Consider the following 13817-nt stretch of genomic DNA (forward strand, 5'->3'; position numbering starts at 1 on the left):
TACCTGTTTGCCTTTCCCCCTGTATAATCACTATCACCAGCCGACCGTATCCGATTAATTAAGTTTTATCAATTTTGATACCTGCTTTTCACCAGCCTGTTCTAATTGAAGGATATACATCCCTGCAGGATAATGTCTTGTGTTTACCTGTAAGTTGTACATTCCTGCGGTAGCAGTTACTGTTCTTAATATGGTGTATTGTCCGGAACCCATATTAATTAACCTTATTACTATTTTCCCTGCCTTTTTTACCTGATATCGGCAGGAGAGGCTTTCCGTAAAAGGATTCGGAAATACTATCAATGAAGATGATTGTTCTTTTGAGTCGACATGGGTTGCCAATACATTATCCCTGGATATTACCGGTAAAGTATCCTGCACCAGTAAAGCCGATAATGGCAATGAGGGCATCACATCAGGCAAGCAGGATGGCGGATCCACTTTAGCCAGTTTAGCTTTACTAACACCACTGGTAGCGCCTACCATTAAAGCTCCTCCCCCCGGAATGTAAGTAGTAGCCGCTGGCGCAAATACCTGTGTAGTATCTGCTTGTATGGCAACAACATTTCCTATACTATCCAATTCTACCAGGTATAATTTTCCATCAGCGCCGCCTTCCGGTAACTGAATCGCCAACGTAGTATGCTGCGCTCTCACGGGTAAAGTGCGTTTTTCAGATGAAACCGATGATAAGTCCGGATACTTCGATACCCTGCAACCACCCTTCCGGCAACTGGATTCACAGGCAGCACGTTCATCTTTGGATAAAACGTTGACATTATTACAATTAAGAACATTGGAGACATTTACATCTATCAAACCTCCTCTTTTCGGAGAAAAACGGGAATGATCCATATCTTTATACCCGCTGGCCGAAAGTGTACCCACCTTGAAAACCTTGAGAAATTTCAATATACCATCTTCACTGAGTTTCATGACCCTGGCGGCAGCATGCTGTAATAAATTGTCCTGGATAACATTACTTACAATAAACCGGCCTTCACCTGCCGGTTGTATACTAACCATAATATCATCTCCTTCAGTTAGAAATACCTTTTCCCATTGTCGGTTCAGGAAACTATCTACCCGCGCAATGAAAACATCTTTCCCATATACCGAACCAGCGGAAGTACTACCCGCTATTAAAAGTCCCCCATCTGTAAGCGGGATAACAGATACCTTATCACTCGCATAATTACCGGGATAACTGACCGTTCTTATAATCGCCCCGGTACTATTCAATAACATCAGATTGATGGCATTCGCCGTTGTGCCTACAACGACTATTTTCGTTACATTCAGCAGGGTAGCCGGGATATGATTACGCAAATTTGTTTGCAGGCTCCATAAAGTATTACCATTCCCATCTATTCCGACAATCTGTCCTACTGGGTTTGTTTGCAGATTAAATACACCGCATACAACAAATTTTTTGTCTGCCGTAGCTACTATACCATGCAGACTGTCTACACCAGCCGTTCCAATTGTCCTGCTCCACTTCCTGTTATTGGCGGAATCCAGTTTTACCAGCCACCAATCCAATAAGCCATGATTTTGGCCTGATAAATCGCCGTCATTGGAGGCCGTTACACCTGCAACAAGAAAACCTTTATCTGACGAATAAGGGCTATTAATGATAGCGGTGAACTTATCCCCACCTGTTCCTCCCCATGTACGGGGAGCCCCCATAGAAACACCGGGGCCTGGTGGCAGTATACTCGCCATCACTGCCGCACGGCTACTGCTCACACAACCTGTTGTTTCCCGGGCCTCCACATAGAATGCAGTATTAGTACCTAAAGGAGTGGTAATAAAGGTATCCGCAGCTAACAGAGGAACTCCTCCCATTGATACCCCAAACCAGTAATGCGTGATATTGGGTACACTGCTGGCGATGAAAGCAGCCGGCGTACCTTTACAAATACTATCTACTGGTTCCGAAACCAAAGGACGGCCAGGAAGGGGTAATGCAGTTACTTTTATCAGTGTTCTTTCCGGATTAGGACAATCTCCCCGTTTGGCCTGCACATAATAGCTGCTATCTCCTTTAACCGGCCGGGTTGTATAATCTGCGCCTGTAAAAACAGGAATTCCACCAACAGATTGCCTATACCAGTCGTACATCACACCAGCAGGGCCTGTAACACCCAGTGACGCCGGTTTTCCGTTACACACTTTTACCAGGGGGGATATCGCTAATGGTTTGGGCACTTCAAGGTGCGCGTAACCAATATTAATAGCATTCAACAATTGCAACACACCGGAATTAAGCCTTATTTCTACTTTATCAAAAGGCCGTGATGGCGCCCACGACAATAAAAACTGCTGACTGGAAATAAGCTGTAAATGCAATAGTTCGTTGTTGATGGGTTTACGATCATTATTATACACCATCCCATTATAGGTAGCTACTTCCACATTCCCCAGGATATTCAGATCCAACAGCCCAACAGGTGTTGTGAGAAAAATTTTCACACTATCTCCGGCATTACTCTTTGCCGGAAAAATCAATTGTTGTTGGGTATATCCCCCTAATAGTCCCAGTATTACATGTAGGGTAGAAAATGTGACGGGATTGTTATCCACCGCTAGTCCCGGATTATCGACATAACAGCCAATACAAATTCCGCTCGTTTCGGTGACTTGTGCATTGGCAGAATTACAGGGAACTGTCTGGGATTTACCGGCAACAGTAAACATCAGCAATAACAGGGAGATACAGCCCCCAATACACCATCGTGAAATAATAAAAGGAAACATAACTGGTCAGTTTAAACGTCAACACTACATTATCTCATTGTTGTTGTTACTTTATCCGGACAGTAAATAGCAACAGATACTACCATTACTACCATTACTCCCATACTCATACAAAACTGATATGTACCTGTATTTTGTATATATCCGCAGAGCTATATCATTTTCATTTCAGGATAGCTACATGATTATCTTTTCAGGATAATCTTTGATACAAACACTTTTTTATCGGTGGTTCTTACTTCCATTATATAAATACCGTTGGCCCATGAATCCGGCAGATAATATTTGTTAGTGGTGAAGTAAGTCCTTTGCAAGATATGTCCTGCCAGGTTTATCTTTACCCCGAAATTGCAATATACAGCACCATTGGTTGGATCAGGATATATATTGACAGCAGCCGGAGTGATCGATCCCACAAAGCAAACATAAACCTGTAACATCACTTTTCGGGTATTTGCATAAACACTTTGGGCACAAGTCTCCTGTACACTTAATAGTTGCAAAAGGGATAGTATATCCAATAAACAAAAACGCCTTATTCTTTTGCAGGTATAAGGAAATCATAGAAAACAGTTCAACTAATGGGAGAAAACCAGCGTAGTCTCATCTATCATGTCATTGAAACCATGGGATTAAACAAGAGGGTAATAACAACATTTCAAATCAATAAACATTAATAATAAAACTAAACATTTATACTACATTATAGAACGCAGTCCGCGTCATAGCAACGAATATAATATGTGGTCATAAGATTTGTTCCATCTATTACCTGCGATGTGTTTGAAAGAGGACAGATGAAATTCCATCGGTAGATGAATCATACTATGGTTATCTATTCTGAAGAGTATAAGGGGCCTTCCGGCCCCTCTTTATCAAGGATATATCCTGCTGGCAGTACAACGGTGTATCCAAGGTAAACTAGGCGTCATGCTACCTGATTTACAATAACAACCCGGTATTGTTATGCACCAGGTCTTGGGTCCGCCGAAACAGGTACCTGTATCACAGATTTGCTGTTGGTCGCTCATGCCGCCAAGCACTTTTTTAAGTTCATTTCTGGTCAGGGAAATGCCGGTAAGTGTACGTTTTTTCATGTGAAGTTTGTTGAATGGATAAAGTGGATTACAGTAATAAAATACAATGGATACTGCATTGGTACAACCACAAAATATTCATTTCAACTGCTAGCATAATGCAGAAAGAAATATGCCGGCGTTAATATTGAAAGCATAGGTTTTCTGGTATCGGCAAGCACCTGTTCCTTTTAAAATATAATTTTTTTTCAAAGAAATAAAATTGCATTCCTCCCCCCAAATAGGTAGATCCTGATAGCAAAAAACAGCTAACTTTATTTAAGATAATTAACCCTATACCCCATTCCTATGTTTAAACAATCATCCACCCGGCATGCCCGGTCGATGCCGCATCATACGGCACAACAGCAAACCGCTTTTTTCAATCCTAAAGGAACAGAACAGCCAGATTCCTTTTTTACGCCTAAGCAACAAACAGCCACCAGCGATCATCCCGTGCAGCGAAAGCACCATTCAGGGAACCAGCCAACTCCCAGACAACATACAGAAGCTGGACCTTCACCACTAACACCCAACAACACAGGGTTACCGGACAAACTGAAATCCGGCGTAGAAAATATGTCCGGTCTTTCGATGGATGATGTTAAAGTTCATTACAACTCAGATAAACCGGCGCAACTACAGGCACTCGCCTATGCCCAAGGCACCGATATTCATGTTGGCCCCAGGCAGGAGAAACATTTGCCTCATGAAGCATGGCATGTAGTGCAGCAGAAACAGGGACGAGTGCAACCAACAATGCAACTTAAAAGCGGTACAGCAATCAATAACAATAGCACATTGGAACAAGAAGCTGATACAATGGGGCAAAAAGTCTCACAAGCGACACTCACTTCTCCGGTATCCGCCCCTTCTACTGCAGTCCTTACAGCCACTCCTGTTGTACAACGTATTCCAATCTGGAAAAGAGATGGAAAGTATTTCCCTAATAACGTAGTGGGAAGTGAAGAGGTGGAGTCTAATAATCTGAAAGGAGACGAGCGGACAAATCTAAAAAAAGATCTTGCAGTAGAGATAGAGGTCCTTAAAAGGGTCCAAAGAGGATGGGCTACGCAAGCTTATTCAAAATATTTTACTCTCGATGGTGATCTACGAGAAATAATAAATAACCAAAAAAATTTACATGATAAATTACATGAACAACAAGCACCAATGCAAAACATTTTAACACTTTTCAGAAGTTTTGGGCTTGAATATGAATTTGCCACATGGGAAGAATTTCCACCGCGGCCTGAAGGACAGCTACCGCGTATGACATCTCATACCGAAGTAGCAAGATCGGGTCCTTTTAGCAACTTATTCAACATCCCATTTATTCTGGAAACAGACGCACAAGAAGAACTGGAATTGGTGGTACCTCCCTTTCTCGCGCCGTTGGATGTAGAGACTGGAAATGTTGATAAAAACTATATAAGTCATGTTCATAATCTTTTCCAACTTAAACTTCAAGAAATTAGAGATGAGAATCAAGAAGTAAATCTGGAGGATGTATTGGCGGAAATATTGGGCCTTTTTTCTCTAAAAACTCAAAGAACAGACCTACGTTCATTTAGGATTTCTGCACAAAGAAAAAAATGGGTAGCAGCTCAAAATGGTCACCAAATAGGCTATCAGTTAAATATCCCATTGACACCACAGGAAATAGTACATGAAATTAAAAGTAGCGAGAAAGATTTAAATGCTTCCCAAAGCGAGAAGATGCACCTTACCCTCTATGACACTTTAACAAAGCGACTTCTAGATTTACTAGCAGATATAAACATAGATAATGAGGCTGAAAAAGTAAAAATCGGTCTAGCCCTCTATCTTCTGGCAAAAGGATTATCTAATCTAATTGCTATTCCATCTATTCTACGAGTCGCTGAAACCCAAACACCAATCCCCAACGGAATCGATCTTCATTCACATGTAAAGGATCTTCACGAGTTATGGATAAAAGACAATATTCCTAATATGGTATTATCAGCAATAGGAGAAAATATCAAAACCAGAAAGGTGCTCGAAAACATAATAGAAACAGGAAATCATAATATAACTACAGATATAACAAAAAAACTCAATAAAGGCATACCTGAGAGAAATCATAATGATGATAAGGCAACTGTAACTAAAGAAGTAAATATGTGTTTGAATATCATTAAAAACTCATTAGATAAGTCCGTTAATCAACCTTCAAAGAATGAAAGTACTAAATTTCTAGGAGAAGAATTTGGAACCGGATACGGCGTTCGAAAAGATACCTATTCAAATCTCAACAACGAGAAATATACAGGATTTCTTCTAACAGAATTTCGCTCCAATAATAAGACAGATGAATTTCTCACCAGAGCGGATAACTAACAACAAGGCGACATAGATAGTTACATATTTTAATCACCTTCCTTTTCTTAAAGAACAAGCGGATGTCTCATAATTATTCTGAGATACCCGCTTGTTTGAATAAACCTGTCATTTAAATCTATCAACTAATAAGAAACAACATCCCGACAGATTGCTCATCATCCGTGTTTCTTCTCTAAACATGCAAATCAATATCCGGCAACGGCTGAAATCCTGCCACCTGTATAGTTGCAAAATGTACAAAAACATCCGCCTGCCCATCTAATGGTGTAATAAATCCAAAGCCTTTATCCTCATTAAACCATTTCACAGTACCACTGAGGCCACCCTGAATATTGGCAGCTTCTTCTTTTGACAAACTGGTACAATGGTCAAAAAGATCGTTTTTCATGGTTATTTATTTATGGTTATGCCTACTCTTTCGGCTTTTCGGCTTCCGCCAGGTTAGGAAATATGGATGCAGGCAGATAGAAATAAAGTATAGTGTAACAAGCCTGTTTTTTATTTACGCCAGAAATAAGCCAACAGATTTTATAACCACGTCGTTAACCATTCATTAACGCAATCCATACTGGTGAACGGTTATAGCCGTAGCAATCCGGCCCCCATACTTTATACGTTACAGCTGCTGCTACCGGTTCACGGAAATACACCATCAGGTCATTTCAGGAAAGCAACCAATTTTTGTATCTCCTATCTATAACGGCTTATCTCGTCATTCATCCACAGCATGTATTAAAATACGTCCCGTAAAAAATTTCACATACCAGCCTGTCTGCCGATATTTTTATACAAACTTGAATATTTACCTGTCAATAGCCGGAAAAGGCGCGTAAAAAGCCTATTTACCCTTGTAAACAGGCATCTTGATATTGTCAGCAGGCATTCAAGCCCCTCTACCTGACAGCCAGGCAGTGTAAATACACTTCCCGACCTTGTCAATAAACCATCAAGCCATGTAAACTGACAGTCCTGCAGTGCCAGAAAGCAGTCAAGCCGTGTAAACCAGCGAAAAGGAGCTGGCAGCAGGCAGTCAGACGCAGTCAATGCCGCTGCGAATGCGGATAGGACTTCCCGCTGAAAAACGCCATTTCGCTATCCGGCAATGTAGAAAAGCCGATCACTTTTTGCTGGCATTGTGTACAAAAACGCCCACCCGGCACGACAGACATATCGGCCCATTCAGCGGTACAGGGAGCAGGGATGCTTAGTATCCGGGACTTGTTCTTACGCATATGCATTTCAATATAAAGCATACAGCCGGTTCCGCTATATGTTTTTTACCGGGAGCAAGAGATGACTACTATTCCTCCCGGTAAAACCCTATATTATCCATTCTTGCAGCAAGCAGCCTGAATAGAACAACAATAGGCCATATTTAAGGCATTACACCATAAACACAGGGAGATGAGCGGTATTATACCTCCGTTTATTTTTTTCAGCTCATTTCTCATCAGTGGTTTACCAATGTTTGTTTTCATGATTTTAAATTTTATTAGTGGAGAAAAATTATCCAACAGTTATAATAAAACACGTCGGGAAGGTTACAGGTATCTCATAAAAAACCGATGGCAAGCCATTACCGGGGTTTTCATAACTATTTTATACGCGTTTAAAGAAGTCTGCGCAGTAAAAAACAAGGCCAGTAATAACACTGGCCTTGTCTGCATGATACCTGAACGGAAATTGATGACCAAATATAACAGATAACAGCATATGCCAACAGGGCATGCCGTGCATGCTTACATAAATCTATATTTACCAGTGCGTCCAACAAATACATGCATTAACACCACACTTTCCACCGATAAATGCACGCGCAATACAAGAGAGCTTACATTCTTCCGGATTACAATTGGTCCGGCATGCTCCCATGCCACCAATTACGCGCTGTAATTGATTCCGGGTGAGAATTTTACTGATAAAAAAATTGCTTTTCCATGTCAGGAATTATAGAGATGAATAAAAAAACATCAACTCGTATAACAGTCAGGAGTAATCAGGTAATAAGATGATGATGATTTTAAGCAGAAAAAAAACGTGTTAACAGGAATATTTTCATCAGGGATCAAAGCAAAGGAAAGCCAGGCTGACAAATATAAAATTAATACAAGGCACTGCAATTCACCTGCATAACAGTACTTCTATGAGAAAAAACCGTGTAGTCGCCCCGGACAATATATACCGGTCGACTACATGGTCCGGTATAAGATGCCGGTTTTCTGCCACCCGTCTATCTTCCAGTGATTTGTTGCACATCTTCCGGGCATCTTCTTCCGAAACCTTACATACGGCAGGCAGACCTGATATTCTGGTACCAAACGAGCGTGGAGAAATCATCTGTCTGTTGTACCAGCCTGTTCGATTATACCATTAACCGGCTGTTAACATCCTTTTATACTCTCCCGGTCGTATCTATATTGAGCACATGATGATACCGGTACCTCGCTCTTTTTTACTACCAGCATTTATCATCATGCCCTGCTGCAGGAACCAACAACAGCCTAAATGTGAAATGAGGGAAGCCAGGAACCAGCAAATGCCATAATAGCCTTATATCACAGTAGTGTTTTATTAATTTACCTTTACAATTAACAACCCTGATACAGGATCAGATCCCCCTTTTTTGAAAAACGAGACAACCTATTGATACAATGGTTCAATAACATCACTACCAGTTACACAACTACCTCTTTTCATCACTTACTACCCGCTAATTACAATCATCTATCACTCTCACCTCTAAAATGTATCATTATGAAAAAGTTATCTTTAACACTCGCTATTTTAATGTCTCCTCTATTCATGATGCACTCCCTGCAGGCTACCAGCCACGCAGCATCCAACAATGTCATCAGACATGCCGCTCCGGTAAGCGAAAGATATAACGGTACCATTAAATGGTTTAATATAATAAAAGGATATGGTTTTATTACCCGAGATGTAGACGGACTGGATCTATTTGTTCACTTTAGTGATTTTGATGGATTAGCGGGCCTGTTTACTCATGAAGGACAACGCGTATCATTTGAAGCAGAGATGGGTCCTAAAGGGCTACAGGCCAGAAATGTACGGCGCCTTTAGTAAACAGCTATCCATCAGACTTCGTCAATAATAATGGCAACAAGGTCTGTGATTATACAGGCCTTGTTGCCATCATATACCAGGCTGACAACCTAACTGATTTTTCGATAGCTTAGCAGGGTAATTTCCACCAATTATGAATAAACAAGCTATACTCCCCATGCCGGAGTACTACGACCGTTACATCGCCCTGGCGCCTGACCAGGAACTAGCCGCCGCCTTCCAGCAATCATTACAGACGATTAACACGCTGGATATGCCTTTACTGGAGACTTACGGTAACTATAGTTATGCCCCCGGAAAATGGTCTGTTAAAACCATGTTTCAGCATGTAACGGATACAGAAAGAATTTTCACCTACAGGGCGTTGGTATTTTCCCGCAACGATGATACACCACTACCTCCATTTGATGAAAATGAATATGCAGCCAACAGCCATGCTGATGAACGGCCACTGACTGATATCATGGCCGAGTTAAAACTGGTCAGACAATCCACCATCGCACTGTTCAACAGCTTTACCGATGGTATGCTCCTAACATCCGGCAACAATTATAAAATCAACATGAGCGTGCTGGCAATGGGCTATACCATTATAGGGCATCAGCAACATCATTTAAACATACTCAAAGAAAGATACCTGCCTGCGGCAACCTATCTCACCTAAAAATAAAAAGGGAGGCCTTTTTAAAAAGGCCTCCCCACCATACAAACACAAATGACCGCAAGAAGCGACTACCAAATACGTATTATCAGGCCGGCACCTTTCGCTCTTCTTCCAGGTCCCAGAAACGATGCAGCCCAATGCCGGCTATAAAAGCCTCCATGTCGTCATCGAGATATAATCCGCTATCCTTATTTTTATCGGCATGCGACGCTACATAGGTTACATTTATTAACGCATGTGCATCCGGATGAGCGGCAATGGCCTTGCAATGCCGGAAAGTTTCATTAATAAAATGAATAGCATCGGGGTCCTGCTTTAACGCAGCAATACTGGCGGCACCACCAGGAATATACAACGCATCAAAAAGCACGGAAGCAGTCGTTAGCAACGTATGGTCTACCGGAATATCCTCCCCGTCTGCATTACGGATAAAGCCCCCATGAGGCGCAATTACTTTAACCACTGCGCCCTCATCCAGCAAGGCATCCCGGGCATCTTCCAGGGACTGTCCATCTACACCGTCTGCTACCAGAAAGGCCACCTTCCGGGATACAATACCTTTATTTTCCTTGCGGTCCATACTCAGGGCAGCGGAACTTTCTATGATCAGGTGAATGGGGGTGGGTTCATATTTTTCCGGATCTGCATCCGCCGGAATACCTTGATTAATCGGCTTCTCCGGTTGTTCCGGCACTTCCAGTCCTAACCCGGCGGCTACATTTTCTGCCAGTAACCGGTCTATCTGACTGAGTATACCCAGCATCCTGGTTTTGATAGCTGTAATTTCCACTTTACCCAATTCAAACCGCAGCGCATCTGTGAGGTGTTTTTTCTCCGCCGTTGACTGGCTGTTATAAAACAACTTCGCCTGGCTGAAATGATCCGAAAAACTTTCACTGCGGTCTCTGATCTTGTGGGCATCAATGCGTTCTTCATACGAAGTAAAACCGCCTTCGCTCAGCTTTGCCTGAAACGGACAGCCCCCACCAATAGTGTTAGGTTGATAACTGGTACGACCGGTATTAATGGTTTGCCGCATATGCCCGTCGCGCTGGTTGTTATGTACCGCGGATATAGCTCTGTTAATGGGTATTTCATGGAAATTAGGACTTCCCAACCGCGATAATTGCGTATCTGTATAAGAGAACAACCGTCCCTGCAGCAAGGGATCATTGGTGAAGTCAATACCCGGTACAATATGTCCGGGATGAAAAGCAACCTGCTCTGTTTCCGCGAAAAAGTTATCCGGATTTCTGTTCAGCGTAAGCTTACCAATCATTTCAACCGGTACCTGTTCTTCCGGAATCAGTTTGGTAGGATCCAGCAAATCTATTCCCAGTGTATGTTCATCAGCAGCAGCTACTATCTGTATGCCCAGTTCCCATTCGGGGTATTGTTTATTTTCAATGGCTTCCCATAAATCCCGGCGATGAAAGTCAGGATCTTTACCGGATATTTTCAATGCTTCATCCCATGCTACCGCATGTGCCCCCAACACAGGTTTCCAGTGAAACTTCACAAAATGGGCTTCTCCTTTTTCATTGATCAGCCGGAAGGTATTTACCCCAAACCCTTCCATCATCCGATAGCTACGGGGAATAGCCCGGTCAGACATCACCCACATAATCATATGCGCCGCTTCCGGCATCAGGGAAATGAAATCCCAGAAAGTATCGTGTGCAGATGCCGCCTGCGGCATTTCATGATGCGGTTCCGGTTTTACCGCATGAATGAGGTCCGGAAACTTCATCGCGTCCTGTATAAAAAACACCGGTATGTTATTTCCTACCAGGTCATAGTTACCTTCCTCTGTATAAAACTTTACGGCAAAGCCCCGTGCATCCCGCGCCAGATCGGACGATCCGCGCGAACCCGCCACCGTGGAAAATCTTACAAATACAGGGGTAGCTGTATTGGTATCATTGAGAAATTTTGCTTTGGTATATTTTTCCTGTGAGGCATACAACTGAAATATGCCATGTGCTCCTGCCCCCCTTGCATGTACAATTCTCTCGGGTATTCTTTCGTGGTCAAAGTGGGTTATCTTCTCCCGCAGTATAAAATCTTCCAGTAAGGAAGGCCCGCGTTCTCCTGCCTTCAGGGAGTTCTGATTATCATTGATCTTTAATCCCTGGTTGGTCGTTAACAGGGTATCTTCGGGATGTTCCTTATCCCGTTCCAGTTCCTGTTGCTTCTCATTGTCGGGTATCGTTACTTTTTTCTTTGCCATAATGCAATTTTTTTTGAGTGGGCAATACATCCGTTTTATCCTGTAGCAGGATAACATAGCGTTTTTTCAATCAGTAATCTTTTTATGTCGCGGGAATTAATTGATTGTTGACAATGTCTGAGGTAGTCATAGCATGGCATTTTAAGGTTTGCAATAAAAACATGGACAATGTTCCAAATTACATGCCTTACAGGATCATCACGTCTGATTGTTTTTTATACCTGATAGTGTATGTAAGTTGTAGAAAACATTACCCTTGCCGGGCATTCATCACGTCAACCATATGGCTTTTAAAAGCGGAGGCCGTATAAACAAATGCCGTTACTATTATACTGCGTCCAGTAAGCATTCATTGCAGTCATATCACTGCGACAGGGCAGTCACTGGTATCATCAAACATGAATTATACTGATAGCGCCTGCACCAGGCTGGTGAAAGCAGGTTGCGGGTGACATGTATTTATGATGTTTGTATTAATTTTTTTTGCTGCCATCCGTTATCCAATGATAGCGGTTTTGTAGACAGTGACTGCCGGACTAATCAGTGTATACGCAATTCTACAGCAGCTGTCCGGGCAGGTTTATCATGATATTTATTGTTTAGTGTACCGGCAGTAGCTGCTAATACCGGGATAACCAACAATTTTTGTTACGATGACTGAGGTGGGATTTCTTTTCGACGTTTTTACTTTTAACCTACACTGATCTTTGAATAACTATGAGGCCGCTACTAAAATATCCTTTTCCCTCGCGTATTAACCCAGGCGTAGACCTGCTAGAAGAAAACGCTATAAGCATTATTGAAGCGTATCAGCTACTACCTGATGCCTTCAATGAGAAACTAAAAAAGATAAATGCCGGATATTGGGCGGCCGCCAGCTGGCCCAATGGTACAGAAGAACAGCTATCTGTTATCACCCGATGGCTGATCTGGGCAATTACCTTTGATGATTATTATGGTCCACTCAATCTGGACGACCTCAGCGAAGCATGCGCACGCAGTGTGGAAATATTACGTGGAGCGCCTATCACCGCTCATGACAACGAAATATTCCGGCAGCTTTCCCTTGTAAGAGAAGCGTTACAGTCCTTTGTGACAGATCAATGGATGGCCAGGTTTATTGATGATCATATACACTTCTTTGAAGGTTTGATGATCGATACCAATTATAGTTATAAGCCGGTGGCAAGATATCCCTCTCTGGAAGACTACCTGGAGATTAGGGTAAAAATCATGCTGGCTCCTGGCGTTGCCGACCTCATAGAAGTAACTACCGGCAGCATATTGCCGGAGGATGTTTACAATCATCCTTACATCCGGCGGATAAGTGCACTCGCCTACGATATGATGGGATGGGCCAATGATCTCTATTCACTGGAAAAAGAAATACTGGCGCATGAAGTAATGAATCTGGTGCTGGTGCTGCAGCATACGCAAAACCGTTCTCCTGAAGATGCGATACAGGAAGCAGTACGGATGCATGATGCCCACCTGGAAAAATTCACAAAGCTGTCCCATGCCATACCAGACTTCGGCGCCAATCAGGCATTGGTTCAAAAGTATGTAGAAGGACTGGGCACATGGCTGAATGGACATATCAGCTGGTTATCCTATACTTCCAGATATCTGGTATAAGCGC

General features: G+C 42.5%; 9 protein-coding genes. 4 read left to right on the forward strand and 5 right to left on the reverse strand.

What is annotated here, in order from left to right:
* Positions 1–54: 54 nt before the first annotated feature.
* The gene (locus tag OL444_RS01040; protein WP_264735105.1) at positions 55–2760 is read right to left on the reverse strand and encodes an Ig-like domain-containing protein; all 2706 of its coding nucleotides are present in this window, start codon (positions 2758–2760) and stop codon (positions 55–57) included.
* Between the two features lie 1385 nt (positions 2761–4145).
* Between OL444_RS01040 and OL444_RS01045 the strand changes: the two genes are divergently transcribed.
* Positions 4146–6197 (forward strand): eCIS core domain-containing protein, encoded by a 2052-nt coding sequence (locus OL444_RS01045; RefSeq protein ID WP_264735103.1) that lies wholly within the window; start codon positions 4146–4148, stop codon positions 6195–6197.
* Between the two features lie 175 nt (positions 6198–6372).
* Here the strand turns inward: OL444_RS01045 and OL444_RS01050 are convergent, their stop codons facing one another.
* From OL444_RS01050 to OL444_RS01060, 3 genes are all read right to left on the reverse strand, one after another.
* Positions 6373–6588 carry a cold-shock protein gene (locus tag OL444_RS01050; RefSeq protein WP_443092817.1) on the reverse strand — a complete coding sequence of 72 codons (216 nt, stop codon included), beginning with the start codon at positions 6586–6588 and terminating at the stop codon, positions 6373–6375.
* Between the two features lie 652 nt (positions 6589–7240).
* Positions 7241–7432 (reverse strand): hypothetical protein, encoded by a 192-nt coding sequence (locus OL444_RS01055; RefSeq protein WP_264735102.1) that lies wholly within the window; start codon positions 7430–7432, stop codon positions 7241–7243.
* A 93-nt stretch (positions 7433–7525) separates the two neighbouring features.
* Positions 7526–7678, reverse strand: coding sequence for a hypothetical protein (locus OL444_RS01060; RefSeq protein ID WP_264735101.1), 153 nt, complete (start codon positions 7676–7678; stop codon positions 7526–7528).
* Positions 7679–8954: 1276 nt separating this feature from the next.
* Between OL444_RS01060 and OL444_RS01065 the strand changes: the two genes are divergently transcribed.
* Both OL444_RS01065 and OL444_RS01070 read left to right on the forward strand, forming a co-directional pair.
* Positions 8955–9281 carry a cold-shock protein gene (locus OL444_RS01065; RefSeq protein WP_443092816.1) on the forward strand — a complete coding sequence of 109 codons (327 nt, stop codon included), beginning with the start codon at positions 8955–8957 and terminating at the stop codon, positions 9279–9281.
* A 136-nt stretch (positions 9282–9417) separates the two neighbouring features.
* Entirely contained in the window at positions 9418–9948 is a 531-nt protein-coding gene (locus tag OL444_RS01070) for a DinB family protein (protein WP_264735100.1), read from the forward strand.
* An 85-nt stretch (positions 9949–10033) separates the two neighbouring features.
* On the opposite strand, the gene OL444_RS01075 is transcribed toward OL444_RS01070, so the two are convergent.
* Positions 10034–12178 carry a catalase gene (locus OL444_RS01075; protein ID WP_264735099.1) on the reverse strand — a complete coding sequence of 715 codons (2145 nt, stop codon included), beginning with the start codon at positions 12176–12178 and terminating at the stop codon, positions 10034–10036.
* Positions 12179–12895: 717 nt separating this feature from the next.
* Here OL444_RS01075 and OL444_RS01080 point away from each other — a divergent pair.
* Complete coding sequence (locus tag OL444_RS01080) at positions 12896–13813, forward strand: terpene synthase family protein (RefSeq protein WP_264735098.1); 918 nt, start codon at positions 12896–12898, stop codon at positions 13811–13813.
* Positions 13814–13817 lie beyond the last annotated feature (4 nt).

It is taken from the genome of Chitinophaga nivalis (assembly GCF_025989125.1).
GTDB classification, from domain to species: Bacteria; Bacteroidota; Bacteroidia; order Chitinophagales; family Chitinophagaceae; genus Chitinophaga; species Chitinophaga nivalis.